The 16,829-nt window shown below is 38.8% G+C and carries 11 protein-coding genes; 6 read left to right on the top strand and 5 right to left on the bottom strand.

The window, feature by feature from the left end:
* Positions 1-522, bottom strand: a complete 522-nt coding sequence (locus ACIQ6T_RS04430) for an SOUL family heme-binding protein (RefSeq protein WP_395784646.1) — start codon at positions 520-522, stop codon at positions 1-3.
* A gap of 291 nt (positions 523-813) precedes the next feature.
* Here ACIQ6T_RS04430 and ACIQ6T_RS04425 point away from each other — a divergent pair, with 291 nt between their 5' ends.
* Positions 814-2,451: an amidase gene (locus tag ACIQ6T_RS04425; protein WP_395784644.1), complete on the top strand. Its 1,638-nt coding sequence runs from the start codon at positions 814-816 to the stop codon at positions 2,449-2,451.
* A 131-nt stretch (positions 2,452-2,582) separates the two neighbouring features.
* Positions 2,583-3,899 carry a DUF3748 domain-containing protein gene (locus tag ACIQ6T_RS04420; RefSeq protein ID WP_395784642.1) on the top strand — a complete coding sequence of 439 codons (1,317 nt, stop codon included), beginning with the start codon at positions 2,583-2,585 and terminating at the stop codon, positions 3,897-3,899.
* A 4-nt stretch (positions 3,900-3,903) separates the two neighbouring features.
* Here ACIQ6T_RS04420 and ACIQ6T_RS04415 read toward each other — a convergent pair whose 3' ends face one another.
* Positions 3,904-4,773, bottom strand: a complete 870-nt coding sequence (locus ACIQ6T_RS04415) for a dienelactone hydrolase family protein (protein ID WP_395784640.1) — start codon at positions 4,771-4,773, stop codon at positions 3,904-3,906.
* 121 nt (positions 4,774-4,894) lie between these two features.
* On the opposite strand from ACIQ6T_RS04415, the gene ACIQ6T_RS04410 reads away from it, so the two are divergent.
* Entirely contained in the window at positions 4,895-7,216 is a 2,322-nt protein-coding gene (locus ACIQ6T_RS04410; RefSeq protein WP_395784638.1) for a hypothetical protein, read from the top strand.
* 69 nt (positions 7,217-7,285) lie between these two features.
* On the top strand, positions 7,286-8,131 hold the full coding sequence (locus ACIQ6T_RS04405; protein ID WP_395784636.1) for a metallophosphoesterase family protein: 846 nt from the start codon (positions 7,286-7,288) through the stop codon (positions 8,129-8,131).
* A 58-nt stretch (positions 8,132-8,189) separates the two neighbouring features.
* On the opposite strand, the gene ACIQ6T_RS04400 is transcribed toward ACIQ6T_RS04405, so the two are convergent.
* The 3 genes from ACIQ6T_RS04400 to ACIQ6T_RS04390 form a co-directional block, all read right to left on the bottom strand.
* Positions 8,190-10,637 (bottom strand): TonB-dependent receptor domain-containing protein, encoded by a 2,448-nt coding sequence (locus ACIQ6T_RS04400; RefSeq protein ID WP_395784634.1) that lies wholly within the window; start codon positions 10,635-10,637, stop codon positions 8,190-8,192.
* 124 nt (positions 10,638-10,761) lie between these two features.
* Complete coding sequence (locus ACIQ6T_RS04395) at positions 10,762-12,522, bottom strand: arylsulfatase (RefSeq protein ID WP_395784632.1); 1,761 nt, start codon at positions 12,520-12,522, stop codon at positions 10,762-10,764.
* Between the two features lie 79 nt (positions 12,523-12,601).
* Positions 12,602-13,306 (bottom strand): class I SAM-dependent methyltransferase, encoded by a 705-nt coding sequence (locus ACIQ6T_RS04390; RefSeq protein WP_395784630.1) that lies wholly within the window; start codon positions 13,304-13,306, stop codon positions 12,602-12,604.
* A 209-nt stretch (positions 13,307-13,515) separates the two neighbouring features.
* On the opposite strand from ACIQ6T_RS04390, the gene ACIQ6T_RS04385 reads away from it, so the two are divergent.
* Together ACIQ6T_RS04385 and ACIQ6T_RS04380 are read left to right on the top strand one after the other, a co-directional pair.
* A complete protein-coding gene (locus ACIQ6T_RS04385) occupies positions 13,516-15,291 on the top strand; it encodes an arylsulfatase (protein ID WP_395784628.1) in 1,776 nt (591 codons plus the stop codon).
* An 81-nt stretch (positions 15,292-15,372) separates the two neighbouring features.
* Positions 15,373-16,803 carry a sulfatase gene (locus ACIQ6T_RS04380; protein ID WP_395784626.1) on the top strand — a complete coding sequence of 477 codons (1,431 nt, stop codon included), beginning with the start codon at positions 15,373-15,375 and terminating at the stop codon, positions 16,801-16,803.
* Positions 16,804-16,829: the final 26 nt, after the last annotated feature.

Genomic DNA, 16,829 nt, shown 5'->3' with positions numbered 1-16,829 from the left:
CTATTCTTTCCATTCGATCGGAATTATAACCTCATTTTTTCTTCCAATGAATTGGTAAGGAGCATTATACCCTAAAAAGGTAAAGTCACCAGTTGTTTTAACCTTATTTTTATCAAGTAGTTGTTGAAGTGCAATTTGCTGTTCTTTGATTTTCTCATCACTTGCGTATCCATTGAACGTAATTACCGCAACATATTGAGCTGTAGATTTAGAAATGTGCACATTTTCGTCCTTGGGTACAGGTAAAGTTGCCTCTGTATATTTTTCTGGCATGACAAAACTCATGGATGAGCCCTTTTCGTTAAATGCCATACGCACGGGAGCTGTCATCGAAATGCTTTTCCCTTGGTCATTTCCACCAAATATATATCCAGCCAACTTCCTGAATCCGTTGCTGGCCACCGACTTATAACTAGTTCCTGAACTGTAAATAGTAGCAAAAGTAGCTTGGGGATAAAATCTGATTTCATAGCCTGCTTCTTTTTTAACCAACCTGTATTTCTGGTTTTCGGTCTTGAACACGGATAAAGATTTAAACGATAAAAAAATACTGACTACTAAAAATAGTGCGATAAAAGGGAGCTTATTTTTCATAATGGCTAAACCTTTCGCACATGAAAAATGTTCAAAAATCAAACAATTTTTTTTCTAATGTGGCACTAATGATTCCGAGTTTTACCTTGATATGTATAAATATTAAGTCAACCCGGGACGCGTCTGAGTGAAAGGTTTATGGGAAAGCAAAATTGATTAACTAAATTTAAAATCCGAGTTATTAATTTCTTATCCTTCAATTATAAAATTAGTACGCGCATGAAGAAAATTGCTTTGTTATTAATGATGTGCAACGCCGCTTTTGCTCAGTCAAAAACTGATTTACCAAGTGCTGCTAAACTTTTTGATTTGACGTTTACCACGCAGGAGCTGGACACTCTTTATTCCGATGTGGTGGATAACCTAGCGAATTACAAGGCGATGCATGCGCTATCCTTGCGAAATGATGTGCCATTGAGTTTATGGCAGAATCCGAGACTTCCAGGAATGAAATTCAATTCGGTTAAGCGCCCTGTAGTATGGACCCAAGCACAGCTAAAATTACCTTCAAATAAGTCGGATTTAGCTTTTTATTCCATTGATCAATTGGCTCATTTACTAAAAACAAAGCAAGTGACTTCGGTGGCATTAACGCAATTTTTTATTGAGCGGATTAAGACTTATGGGCCAACTTTACAATGTGTGATTAGTATTCAAGAGGATTTGGCTTATGCGGAAGCGCGGCAGGCGGATCGAGAAATAGCTGCAGGAAAATATCGGGGATTGTTGCATGGGATTCCATATGGCTTAAAAGATTTATTTTCAGTCAAAGGAACTAAGACTACGTGGGGGGCGGCTCCTTACAAAGATCAAGTGATTGAGGAAGACGCGTATGTGTATTCAAAATTAAAGGAATCGGGCGCTGTTTTGGTGGCAAAATTCACGTTGGGGGCGTTGGCGATGGGTGACTACTGGTTTGGTGGTAGAACGAAAAATCCATGGAATTTAAACTTTGGTTCTTCGGGGTCATCTGCCGGATCCGCTTCCGCAACAGTGGCTGGCCTTGTTCCTTTCGCGATCGGGACAGAGACATGGGGAAGCATTGTTTCGCCAGCAACGACTTGTGGCGCGACTGGATTACGACCTACTTTTGGACGTATTAGTCGGTCTGGCGCCATGGCATTAAGTTATTCATTAGATAAAGTAGGACCTATTTGTCGGTCAGCTCAAGATGCTGCCATTGTTTTTCATTACTTACATGGAACTGATGGGAAAGATTTAGCGGCTTTGGATATGCCTTTTAACTACAATGCCAATCTTTCGCTGAAAGGAATGAAAATTGCGTATGCCAAAAACTATTTTGATAAAATTAAAGACACATCCCGGAGTGAATGGAGGGTCCTGGCCGATTTGAGAAAGCAGGGTGTTCAATTGATACCAGTCGATTTTCCGGATGAAAATATTTACACGTTTAATATGATGGATGTAATTATCGGGGCAGAATGTGCAGCTCAGTTTGACGATTTGACGCGAAAAAACATCGATGATCTGCTAACCCGTCAAACCAAAAATGATTGGCCTAATCAATTCAGAGCTTCCCGTTTTATCCCTGCCGTGGAATACATAAATGCTCAGCGACATCGCTATACCTTAATGCAAAAAGTTAATGAGGTAGTCTCTCAATACGATGCAATTATTTGTCCTTCCCGCGGAGGAGGCAACCAGTCGGCGATTACCAACTTAACCGGCCATCCAGTTGTTTGTGTCCCTACGGGCTTGGATGCTAAAACGAAGCTTCCTACCGGAATATCGTTTGTTGGCAAATTATATGACGAAGCCACAATCTTACGCATCGCACAATTTTTTCAAGATCATACCGCGCATGAGGATATTCATCCAAGTGCATTTTTATTATAGTGTTTTAGGGAGCGAAACTTGTCATGTTCAATGCACAGATCAGTCATTTTATACGTTTGGAAAAAATGAATCAATTGAAAATAGCTTACTTCTTTTTAGCCTTAATTTTTACATTAACCTCTTGTAAAAGCATGCCTTTACTACCTGAAAATCAAATTACATTTGACCTAACATATAATCATGATTTAGACAATAATGATAATTTTTCTCCTGATAATCAGTGGCTCGTGTACGACACGAGGACGGAGGAAGGGGGCATCGCTATTTCGAGTAAAATTGAAAAAGTTCACATAAAGACCGGGGAGAAAAAGGTTTTATATGCGCTAAAGGAAAACACCCAATGGGGCCCTGGCGTAGGTGCCGTTAGTTATTCTCCCATCGATTTTTCCGTGGTTTTCATTCGTGGATTAATGCATAGTTCGAAAGAAAATCCCTATCAGCAATGGCGGCGGACGGGTGTAATTATTGATGAAAAAAACCCGAATGTTCCTATCTACATGGATGCGCGGGATGTAGATTTTCCATTTACTTTAGGTGCGTTGCGGGGTGGTACGCACCGACATGAATTTAGTGGGGATGGGAATTGGATTGGCTTTACCTATAACGATGCGATCATGCAATCATTGGAAGCAAAAACGGGCAAAAAACATAATCTCAGGACGATTGGTGTCGCTAAAAAAAATCATCCGGTTGCAGTTGACAGTGATATATCGCATGAAAATAATTCAGGAGCGTGGTTTAGCGCGCTCGTGGTTCACGTGGTATCTAGTCCTAAACCCGGTTCTGATGAAATCAGCCAAGCATTAGGCGATTCCTGGGTGGGCAAAAATGGGTATCCACTTGCTGAGGGAGGTTACCAAATGGCAAGAAGCTTTATTGGAACTGTAAATGATGCAAACGGGAAACCAGTAGATGAAGTTTTCCTAGTTACTATTCCCAAGGAAATAAATCAAAATGGTCCTTTGGGTCCCTTGGAGGGTACTTTAGATCACATGCCTTTCCCACCCAAAGGAGTTACACAAAAACGATTAACATTTACTTCTGAAACCCCGTACCCGGGTTGTACAGGTATCGTAAGAAGCGATTTGATGGGACAAAACCTGGCCTTTTTAGCCTATGATACCAACGGCATTAGGCAAGTTTTTACAATTTCTCCGAAGGGAGGGAAGCGCCAACAAATCACCCAACATAAAAATTCGGTAACCAGCAGTTTGCGCTGGCATCCGTCAGGTAAATCTATTTTCTATGTATACGAGGGAAGAATAGTCCAGTGTCAACTAGGTTCGGAAACATTTGAAAAAAGAATGCAATACTTGACAGCTAAGCTACACAATGAGCCCACCAACATTGTTCTTTCGCACGATGGGAAAACACTAGCGTTTAATCGAAAAGTAATGAATTCGAAAAATCAAGAAACGAAGCAGATCTTCACAATTAGCTTACCCTAACACATCATTCATTCAAATATTTTTTGAAGAAATTTAGTGTTCTACTCCAAGCTAAATCAGCTGTTTCTTTCTGATAGCGCGCTGGGGATGAGTCATTATTAAAGGCATGTTGGGCCCCTTCATAAATAAACAACTGATAATCAATCTGATTACTTTTCAATGCATTTTCATAAGCTGGAATTCCTGCATTGATACGTTCATCTAAACCTGCATAATGAAGCATTAATTTGGCTTTAATTTTGGGTACGACTGAAGCGTCAATTTGCCGACCGTAATAGGGAACGCCTAGTGTTAATGCAGGATCCGCGGCGGCCAAATCATTGACAATACCACCGCCCCAACAAAATCCAATGCAAGCCGTTTTTTGATTACTATTTTTCAATGTTCTGAGGAAGCTTAGCCCACTCAGCATATTTTCAATATTTTGTTTCGCATCTAATTTTCCGATTAGCGTACGTCCCTCATCTTCGTTTGTTGGCGTACCTCCAAATTGACTCAATCCATCGATCCCTAATGCAATAAATCCCTCCTTGGCAATTCGCCTCGTCACATCTTTAATATGTGGAGTTAAACCTCTGTTTTCATGTATGACTAAAACAGTTCCCATGCGCTTTTTCGCTTTCTTGGGTTGCACTAAATAGCCTTTAATAACTCCATTAGGTGATGGAAACTCCGCTGTCGAAATGAGTAGGTCGCTATCATCCTCGGCAACTTGTGCACTCGCCGCATAACTCCCCTCTAAAACGGGCAAAATAGTGCTTAAAGCAGCTGTTCCTCCGATTAATTTTGTTAATCGGTTTAAAAAAACTTCTCTACTTAAAGGCTTGTGTGTATATTCATCAAATAGTTGAATGATTTCTTGATTTAATTTCATCGTAAATTTTATTTAAAATGGTATTTTTCAGGAATAATTGGCAATATAAAATTTTATTGGCGTGGTTTTTATGTTTGTGCCAACTAGCACAAAATTTTTCGATAACATAACATTGGTACCTATGAGAAAATTAGTTCAAGCATTGTTTTTTATTTCGTTTGCATTTTCGAGTCAAGCCCAGATCGTTGACTTTTCAAATGCCACGATACATGTAACAAAAGAATTAAAATCTCCCTATCGAGAAACCTATCTTAGGCTAATTCAGGAAGAGATTAAATCGCGCACCGACTTGAACTTACGTGTACAAGATAAATCGGATGCGATGCCAATCATTGCCTTGGTGTTCGCAACAGATCAAAATTTGAATGGTATTTCGTTACCCCAATTGCCTAAAAATTCCCCTGCATTTGCCAAAGAGGGATATGCTTTTTCAATCGATATAAGTACTAAAAGGCCTATTTTATGGCTCATAGGTGGGGATGAAAGGGGTATTTTATTTTCCTTAGGTGAGTTTTTCCGAAAAGCCCATTTGTCTAAGCATAAGATTTTAGTAGATAAAAAATATGATGTGGCAGTTTCCCCGCTGCATACAATTCGTGGCCATCAGTTGGGTTATCGAAATACCGCCAATTCATGGGACGCTTGGGATGCGAAGCACTATGAACAATATATTCGAGATTTAGCACTTTTTGGAACGAATGCAATTGAAAATATTCCCATGGAGGACACTCCGCTAGGGCCTCACATGAAATTATCGCGCGAGGAAATGAATGTTAAATTAAGCCAAATCTGTCAGAATTATGGACTCGATTACTGGGTTTGGACACCTGCTATTGTGGACTTAGCAGATGAAGCCAAGTTTAAACAGGAGGTCATCAAGCACACTGATTTTTATAAAAGAACGCCCAAGATAGATGGCGTTTTTTTTCCTGGGGGTGATCCTGGAAGTAATCATCCGAAATATGTGTTACCTTTTCTAAAAGCCCTATCAGCAGAATTGAAATTGTCTCATCCGGCAGCGGGAATGTGGGTTTCTTTGCAAGGGTTTAGTGATGAGGAGGTTAATTATTTTTACGAATACTTGGAAAAATATCAACCCAACTGGCTAGTGGGTGTCGTTACAGGTCCAAGTAGCCCTGATCTAGCAAGTACGCGTTTCAGATTGCCCAAACAATACAAGCACCGCCATTACCCTGATATCACACATACGGTGCGTTGCCAATATCCTACGGAGAATTGGGATCAAGCATTTGCCCTGACAGAGGGTCGTGAGGTTTCGAATCCTCAGCCGGTGTATTATGCTAAAATACATCAGCGATTTGCGCATTTGACAGATGGATCTATAGCTTATTCAGATGGTGTGCATGATGATGTCAACAAAGTTGTTTGGAGCCAAAAATCGGTGGATCCTTCAAAAGATGTGCGTGATGTCTTGGTTGAGTATGCACGATTCTTTTTTGGCAATCAAGTATCTGAACAAGTGGCTGATGGCATTTTGGCTTTGGAGCGTAATTGGGTGGGTCCGGTAGAGGAAAATGGGGGTATTGAGACAACGTTTTCGTACTGGAAAAATTTAGAAATACAATATCCAACGCTGAAGAATAATTGGCGTTGGCAACAGCTATTGTTGCGTGCATATTACGATACCTATATCAAACGGCGAAAAATTCATGAGCAAAAATTAGAGAATCAAGCGAATTTAATCTTAACTAAAGCTAGTCAAATAGGTGTACTTAAAGCCATGGAAATGGCGCTTGCAAAGGTTAATGAGGCAGATAATGCATCTGTAAATTCAGATTTACGTCAAAAAATCATCTATTATTGCGACGCATTATTTACCTCCATTGGTTTGCAATCGAGTGTGGTGAAGTATCAGGCAAGCGGTGCGGAACGTGGAGCTGTTTTGGATTTTATTGATTACCCCTTAAATAACCGGTGGTGGTTAGCTGATGAGTTCGAGAAAATTAAAAAAATGACCAAGGAGGAAGATCAATTAGCGCGCATCGCAGTGATTGCGAACTGGGAGAATCCAGGGATTGGTAGTTTTTACGATAATGTATCGGATGTCGCGAAGGGCCCTCGCGTGACGACTCGAACGGATGATGGAACGGATGTGCTTTGGGAGGAAAATGGTAAAAGTAGGCGCCGACTATCCTCTCAGTTATATCAAAATTTTCCCAAACTAACGTATGTTGACCTAGACCCGAATGCCAAATATTCCATTCGGATTTCGGGTTATGGAGAAGCCTTACTACGTGTAGATGGCGTTCGCATTGCGCCGACGCTATATCAAAAAGGCATGGGGGAGTTCAAAGAGTTTCAGCTGAGTCCACAGTATGTGCGCGATGGAAAAATTGAGGTTTCGTTTGATGAACCGGAGGAATCTCATTTAAATTGGCGTCAGCATTCCAAAGTTTTTGATGTGTGGTTATTTAAAAATTAACATAAAATTTATTTTAGGTAACATCTGTTGTGGTACCTTTTAGTACATTTAAAAAACAATAACTTACCCATGGAAAATCATCATTCAATCTCGAGGAGGCATTTTGTTAAAAATATTTCGTTCGCATCTGCTTTTTTTGTGGGTGGTGGATTTCGCTCATTTTCTGAGCAGGAGGTAAACCTAGTAAAGGATCAGGTCGTTATGCGCTTTGCGGTTGCCTCTGATTCGCATTATGGCCAACCAAATACTCCGTATGAGGCGATGATGGATACAATTATTGATAAGATCAACCTTTTCCATGGTTCAAATCCTCTTGATTTTTGTGTGATGAATGGAGATATTGTTCATGATGAAAAAGCTTTTTTACCGCTTGCCAAAAAGAAATTGGATGGATTCCGGATGCCTTATTATGTTACTCGGGGAAATCATGATAAATGTTCATCAGATTTTTGGCAAAACGTGTGGAACATGCCTTTGAATCATAACCTAGTAGTTAAAGATTCTGTTGTTTTATTGGGTGATACGTCGAATGAACAGGGTACCTATGTTTCTCCTGATTTAGCGTGGTTAGCTTCTCAATTAGAAGCCAATAAACTGCGTAAAAATGTATTTTTGTTTTTACATATCCCGCAGGCTAAATGGACTAAAAATGGGATTGAAACACCTGCATTTTTTGAGTTGATAAAGAAATATCCCAACATTCGTGCTGTGTTTCATGGTCACGAACACGATCAAGATGGTGTTCAAATGGTAGGCAAACTGCCTTTTTTGTTTGACTCACACATTGGTGGTAGCTGGGGCACCCCGCATAAGGGTTTTCGCGTAGTTGAACTCTTGTCTAATGGAACCGTTCTTACATATTTGATGGATCCTACGATTAAAAGGAACGAGCTAAGCTACGGATTAATGTCTTAAAAGGGCTTCTATTGCGCGATTTATGTAACGTGATCGTCGCGTCCGGAAGAAGAAGTCTCTAAAATTCTTTTTCACCAAATTCACTACTAGATAACTTTAGTTTTTTCTCACTAGATCTGAAATTATAGGATAGATTTAAGAGGAAAATATTGGTTTCTTGAATGTAATTTGTTGAGGTATAAAAGTTATCGCCTGTTGTAGAAATGCTTTGTTCATTTACCTTCATGTTTCCGAATGCCAAATTCTGCCATTGAACTGTCAGAAATAATTTATTTTTCAAAACACCTTTCTTTAGGCTTATGTTGGGTTGATAAAATCTTGAATCAATACCTTGAGCCGTGTTTTTAGCGGAGAGATAAGCTAAATTAAACTGCGCTGATGTGGAGGTATTTATTTGGTAACTGATGTTTGAATTAATTGAATAGACCAAACCGCTGGAATTTACAGCAACTGAATTATTGAATAAGGCACCTTTTATCTGTAAGCTATAGATGTTTCCGCCTACGAACATCCTCAACTTTTTAAAAGGGGTGTAGGTAAAGCCCATGTCGGAACCAACTAATTGTGCTTTTCCTGCATTGGTGTATATTCTATTCAAAATGGTATCATTATATACGCTGTTAACGCGGTTAACGATATTATCTATTTGTTGCGTGTAAAGCGTTACGTAAAATGAGGACTTTTTGAAATCTTTTGTAAATCCTGCCTCCATAATTCGAATAAATTCGGGTAGGATAGTTGGATCACCTTGCTCGAGTGTTTCGCTGTGTTCTCTTTCTGGATACGGATTAAGTTCGTTATTCGTGGACCGTTGAACTCTTCTACTGTAGGCTATTTTAAATCGTAAATCATCTTTAAAGTTATACAGGATATTAGCCGACGGGAAAAAATTAGCAAGTTTCAAAACAGAACTTGATGCCGATTTAGGTACCTGAAAATCTCTGAATGCATTTTCATAACGCAAGCCGGATGTAAATTCTAATTTTTTATAGACACCGCCATATTGGGCATAGAGTCCATGAATTTTATTAATGATTTGTATTTGGGCTGAAAAATTTGGATTTAAAACCAATGGCAATCCGTTGCCCGATTTTTGAAAATAATTAAATAACCCATTTTGCAATTGATTTCGATATTGATATCCTACGGTAAGTTTTCCAATGCCCAACGAAGTTTCATAATCAATTTTTAATCGATAGGCATTAAGTGGATTTTCCCCAGTATTTAGTGTGTATTGTAGCGTGTCAGTAGTATTTCTTTCCCGTAAGTTTCTGTTTTGGGTGAATCCATCAATCATCGCATATTCATGTAGTCCCGAAAGGCTTAAGCTGGATTTATTTCTAAAACGATGTGTATAATCTACGTTATAGACATTAAAGTAGCCCGATTTTAAAACCAGATTAGCATTAAAATAATTAGTTCGTCCAATTAATGTATTTGTCAAAACATTGTATTTCGAATTGGTGTAAAATATGTCGGCAGTGCGGTATTGATTCTTTTTGCCTATATATACGCCAACGAGCAAATCATCATTTTTTGTTGGCGTATAAAGTGCAGAGCTTCGGAATCCATAGCTATCACGTTTAAAACTTCTTTCTCCTTCGCTAGGAAACGAGGTTAGCACATTTTGAATGGTTGTCCTCACATCTCCAATACGTCTTCCTGCGATATCATTTTGTAAATAATTGAATGAACTAGCCATATTCCATTTTCCTTTTTGAAATGTAGCGCTTAGATCAAAGCTTTGTCTACTAGGTTCCGTTGCATTTTCATACTGTTTAATTCTTGGAAGGCCATACTGCATATTGGAGGATAAGGACCAACCATCTTTTGTGCCTTTTTTAGTAACAATGTTGATAATTCCGGCTTTGCCATCTGCATCATATTTGGCAGTTGGGGCTGTTATCATTTCAATATTTTCAATCGTATTAGCTGCGATTTGGGCAAGTATCGTAGCGGCGTCTACTTGGGTTGGTTTTCCATCGATTAAGATTAAAAATCCTTTTGATCCCCGCATGGAAATTTCTCCTTCGGCATTAATCATGACGGAGGGGATATTCTTAAGTACATCTGCGGCGGTTCCACCTTTAGCTACCTCAAATTGGTCCGCTTTAAAAATTTGTTTTTCCAAGGTTGACATGACCTTGATCTTTTCTTTTGAAACTTGGATGGTTTCTAATTCTTGATTCTGTGGTGTTAGATAGATAGTGCCAAGTTTCAATGGACCATTTAGTTGATCAATTGATATGTCAATAAGCTTAGTTTGATAGCCTACGTATTGAATTTTTAGGCTATATGCTCCTTCTTTTACACCAGTAAATTCGAAAAAACCTTTTTCATTTGCTATTTGTCCTTTGGCTGCACTGGGTTGATTTTTTGACTCAATTTGAACAGATGCAAATGACAAGGGTTCTCTTGTCAACGAGTCTATTAGTTGGCCATTTATTGACTGATTTTTTTGGGAAAAACTTGTAAAACAAACGAATAATAAAAGGTACCGATACATTTTGATGGGGATAGACCGTGCAAAATAAACAGATATTCCTTAATGCCTACATTTAATTGTCATGCATTATAATTCAATTTGATGAGGTGGCTCGGGGTATATTCTCCAAATGATTCTGATTTTTTTAGTCAATTTTTTCAATTTCGACACTAAATGGTAAAATCATTTTACCCTTAATCAAATAATAGGGAATCAATTCTCCATTTAATTCGGGAAGTGTTATATTTTTCATTTCAATTAAATCCGTATTGGTATCATTCTTCATTTGATTAATTATTGAATTTGTTTCCAAATACATTGCCCCTCCTGCACTAATTGGCTTTATGAATTTAAATTTAAAATTATACTTGCCTTTTAAAATAGTGACGTTCCATTTTCCAAATATTAATTCTTGATCCCATAAGCCGCGAGAACCATCCGCATCATTTCGATTCAAAATCAATGGATTTTCCATTTTTGACCCAATAGTGGTGACAGGGTGCTTTATCAGATTTTCGGATAGAATTAATTCGTGGTATATGATGTCTAATTCATTTTTCAGTTTCCAAGCAATCTCCTTATTGGTTTTTACAATGTTATTGAGTTCATGGACATCGTTTTTCAAATTGTACAATTCAAATTCTTCGATTGAAGCGTTATAATTGGTTTGCCCAACCAGCTTGTACCCTGATTTTTGAATGGCCATACTGTTATAAAGTTCAGGATACTTTCTCGTCCAATAACTAAATAATGCCCGATCTGACCAATCGGTATTTTTACCTTTTATAAGTGGTAAAAGGCTTTTTCCATCAATTTTCCGGTCAGTTGGTAAATCCGCATGGCATAATTCAGACAAAGTAGGCAAAACATCAAAGTGGGCCGCCATGGTTTCAATAACTTTACTCTCTTTTGTCAACGCAGGATATTTCAAGAAAAAAGGTACTCGGGTACCCCCATTATAAACTGACCCCTTTTTATCTCGCAGCCCTGCTGTAAAACGTAATTGCTGCGGGCCATTATCCGTCATAAATAGGACGATGGTCTCCTCTTCAATTCCTAAATCAGTAATTTTTTGAAGTAGCTTGCCAATGTTATCATCAATATTGCTAACCATTCCGTATACCTTTCGAGCGTCCTCTTTGTCTTGCTCGCTCATTTTCAGGTGCATTGGATTATTTTTATCAAATTCAACGGAAGGATCTACATTTTTGTACATCTGATAATATTTATCGGGTACTTGTAAAGGCGTATGCGGAGCATTAAATGAGAGATAACAGAAAAATGGATTGCCCTTGTTTTTTTCAATAAATTTGATGGCGTTCGCTGCAAAAATATCTGAACAATAGCCACTGTAGGATTCCTGCTTACCATTTTTCCACAAGACTGGGTTAAAATAGCTACTGTCTTTTTGGAAATAGGTGCTTACATCACCCACCTGGCCCATGCCTCCAGAAAGGTGCATGAGTGTCTCATCAAATCCCTGATCCATCGGCCGACTAGGAAAATTATCACCTAAATGCCATTTCCCAAATAACCCAGTGGCATACCCTGCATGCTTTAATATTTCAGCAATTGTGATCTCTGAAGATGCCATCGTCGCTCCACCATTGTACGTATCTCGAATTCCTGTTCGCAATGAGTAGCGGCCTGTCATTAAACTAGACCGGGTAGGCGCACATACTGGAGAAACATGAAAATTGCTAAACTGAATACTCTGCTTAGCAAATCGGTCAATGACTGGTGTCTTTACAATTGAATTTCCGGTAATTCCCAAGTCACCATATCCTTGGTCATCGGTTATGATCAAAATAACGTTTGGGTGTTTCTTTTTTTGGGCAACGACTCTGGAAGACACCAAACAGGCTAGCACGATCAACAGAAATTTAAAGTTTTTAAGTAGCATCATTTTCGTCTTTAAATTTTGAACTTATTCTTACTGATTGTTTCAACGAAATTAAATTTCTCTCATCACTAATTTGCAAGATTTATCTCTTTGTAAACACTAAGCAGTGTTGCCAGGGAAGGTTGCTTATGTTTTTTTCAAATTTGAACCCGGCAATTTTTAATTCTTTGATGGCCTGGTTTTCACTCATCTTATGAATTGTTTTTATGGGCACTTCATCATCCTCGGATCGAAACTCGACTAAGACTAGTTTTCCGCCGGGTTTCAACGAACTAAGCATCGATAGCGCCATCTCATAGGGGTAGGAGAATTCGTGGTAAACGTCAACTAGCAAAATTAAATCAATCGTATTTTCTGGTAAGGAAACACTTTTTTCAGTGCATAGCACGGGCACAATTTGGGACAATTTTTCACGCTTGATTCTCGCCTGTAAATAGGCAATCATTTCCTGTTCCACATCGACAGCAAAAACTTTACCAGAGCCCACCATTTTAGAAAGCATGGCACTGTGGTAGCCACTTCCCGCCCCAATATCTGCAATAAGCATTCCCGGTTTTACAGCTAAGTTTTTTAGTAGAAGCGAGGTGTTTTCCTCCATTTCCCTTTCTTTTCTCTCAAGCCAATCGATGCCATAATGACTCATCACCTGCGCAATTTGCCTACCCATATACCATTTATTGATGCCATTGGGGTCCCCTGATTTTAGCTTGTAAACTCCTTGTCCCAGCGAATCTAGGGAAAGAGGCAAAAGGGCAAAAAGTAGAAAAATAGATTTAAGTGAATGCATGGGTGGTTTTTGGGTTGAAGTATGCCAAAAAACCAATTTGGCATACTAAAAAAAGCTTGCTTTTGTGCGAGCTAAAATAACAATTAGTTTTTATCTTTTTCAGCAAGCACTTAACTTTCCTTAAGGCTAGTTTTTATATGAATTAGTTATAAATTGGAAATTAAATGAAGTTCACCGCTAAGCCTCTTTAAGTAAAGCAACCTAATGTTATGAAAAATTTTATCCTGTGTGTTTTTTTGATAAACACCATTTTTCAGTCTAATGGCCAAAAATTCGAAAAGCCTAATATCATAATTATCGTAAGCGATGATCAAGGTTGGGGTGATTTAGGCTATAATGGAAACTTAACGGTAGCGACTCCCTCCATCGACAAAATAGCAAAAAACGGAGTAAGTTTTCAGCATTTCTACGTAAGTCCAGTTTGCTCACCCACACGCGCTGAATTATTGACGGGCCGTTATCACGTTCGTGGCGGTATTTCTGGCACGGCTACTGGAAGAGTGAGATTAGATTTAGACGAGACGACAATTGCCCAAATTTTCAAAAAAGCTGGTTACTCAACAGCAGCTTATGGAAAATGGCATAATGGAGGTCAGGCACCTTACCATCCTAACTCCAGGGGATTTGATGATTTTTATGGTTTTTGTTCGGGTCATTGGGGTAATTATTTTAATCCAATTCTTGAACATAACGGAGAAATTACGAAAGGTAAAGGGTTTATAACCGATGATTTAACAAATCATGCGATTGAATTTATGGGCCAACATACGAAATCTCCCTTCTTTCTTTACTTGCCCTTAAATACACCGCATAGTCCCATGCAAGTGCCTGAGGAGAATTGGACTAAGTATAAAAATATTGAACTAAGCCAAAAAGGAACCATCCCCTCTAAAGAAAACATCTTGCATACCAAAGCTGCGCTTGCGATGACTGAAAATATCGATTGGAATGTAGGTAGACTGATGGAGCGATTAGACCAATTGAAGCTAACCAAAAACACCATTGTGCTTTATTTTTCAGATAATGGGCCCAATGGTCATCGCTGGAATGGGGGAATGAAAGGGATTAAGGGGACAACGGATGAAGGTGGCGTCAGATCACCTTTGCTTATGCAGTGGCCGGCAAAATTTAAGGGCGGAACTCAAATTAAATCCATCACGAGTGTCATGGATTTATTGCCTACGTTGGCAGATTTAGCCGAAATACCGTTTACGTCCCAAAAACCATTGGATGGGACTAGCCTTAAACCTATATTGATGGGAAATCAAACCTCCGTGGATTCCGACCGTTTTATTGTAAGTTATTGGAATAAACAAATCAGTGTTCGGTCACAAAATTTCAGGTTATCCGCGGATGGTGCGTTGTATAATTTAGTCGATGATTATGCGCAAACTACCAATGTCGCCACTACTTTTTCTGCTGACTATCAAAAACTTTTGCAAGTAAAAAATACATGGGAATCAGACGTATTAACCGAACTCCCCAAAGAAGATAATAGACCTTTAATCATCGGCCACCTAGGTTTACCTATAACTCAATTGCCTGTCAGCGAGGGTTTTGGCCATGGAAATATAAAACGATCCAATCAGCATCCCAATGATAGCCACATGACAAATTGGTTATCCAAGGAGGATTTTATTAGTTGGGAAGTAGCACTTGAACAAGAAGGGGATTTTGAAATTAGTCTTTATTATGCGTGCTCAAAAGAGAATGTCGGAACAGCGTTATCGATGTCTTTTGGTGATTCAGTCGTGACTGGTAAAATCACAAAAGAAAATAATGTGCCACTTTTCGGGATGGAATATGATCTTGTTCCTCGAGAGGAATCTTACATGAAAGATTTTAGGCCTTTAAATTTAGGTTCTGTGCATTTAAAGGCAGGAAGTGGAACCTTGAAGGTATTCAGTAATTCATTGCTTAAGGCCAACGATCTTGATGTAAAATTGGTAACGCTCCGTCGTTTAAATTCACCTAAAATGAATTAATAATGATTGCCTCTGATTTTAACTTTCACACATGCGATCCAATTTGATGTTGCATTTGGGTCGTAAAAAACTAGTTTTTGTATGGTAAAAATAGCCTTTAATTTAGGCCAAAAGAATGGCTTAAATGGAACGAAGATGATTCGAATTTTATGGGTTTTTGTTTTTTTGTGCTTGGGAAGTTTGATGGCTGACGCATCAGATAATCCAAAAAAGCCTAACATTATTTTCATCCTAGCAGATGATTTGGGATATATGGATTTGGGTTGCTACGGAAACCCGTATAATGAAACACCTAATCTTAATAAATTAGCGAGCGGTGGGGTTCGTTTCACTCAGGCTTATGCTTCCAGTCCTGTTTGTTCTCCTTCCCGTGCGGCAATTATGACGGGCCTTCATCCTGCTCGCCTAAAACTAACAAACTTTTTAATTGGAAATCGGACAGAGGCGGATTCCCCATTATTACCCGCTCCGTGGACTACCTATTTACGGTCAAAAGAAATCACGTTGGCACAGCGACTAAAGTCCTTGGGTTACCAAACGGGGATGATTGGGAAGTGGCATTTGGGTTCTGGCGACAGCTTAGCTCCTTGGAATCGAGGTTTCGATTATGCCCGGATGATTGGTAAAAATGGGCTAGATTATTATAATTATGGGATCTATGAAAATAGCTTTAAAACTATTTTTGAAGATGATGGCAAAACCTATATGACGGATAAATTGAGTGATTATGCGGTCGAGTTTATAGGAAATCAAAATCAGTCAAATCCATTTTTTATGTACATGTGCTATTCGGCGCCCCATGTTTTTATTGTTCCCAAAGCGACCAAACTAAATAAGTATTTCATGAAGTACGAAAAATTCAAGGGCAAATTTAATCCGTATTATGCGACAATGGTGGAGAGTATGGACGATGGCGTTGGTCGAATTATGGAGTCGTTAAAGCAAAAAGGCTTGTTGGCAAATACCTTAGTCATTTTTGCATCAGATAATGGGGGAGTAGGTTTGCCTGAGTTGGGGCCAACTCCCACACAAAATGATAGCCTGAGGAAATGGAAAGGCCATGTCTATGAAGGCGGAGTTAGAATTCCTACCATCATGTTTTGGGAGGGTAAGATTTTGCCCAATCAGGTGAATGATTCTTATTTTATGAATACGGACTATACGGCCACGATATTAGATTTGTTAGATCAAAGACCGCCTGAATTTACGGATGGCAAAAGTATTTGGCCTTTAATTAATCATCCAAATGTAAAAGATGAAAACCGCGCTTTGTTTTGGCATTATCCGCATTTTTCAAATCAATTAGGCCGTCCAGCCGGATCGGTAAGGTTAGGGGATTGGAAGTTGGTGGATAATTTCGAAACTTCCCATATTGAATTATATAATTTAAAAAATGATGTAGGGGAACGCCATGATTTATCAAATGATTTTCCTTTGAAAAGAGACGAATTACATCGCTTATTAAAAGATTGGCGGCAAAATGTTCAGGCCAATATGCCCATTAAGAAATAATATCTTGGGAATAAATCGTCAGAAAA

The sequence above is a fragment of the Aquirufa sp. genome (assembly GCF_044377215.1).
Classification (GTDB): Bacteria; Bacteroidota; Bacteroidia; order Cytophagales; family Spirosomataceae; genus Aquirufa.
The sequence above is the reverse complement of the archived record's forward strand: the minus strand, read 5'-3'. Positions and strand labels throughout refer to the sequence as shown.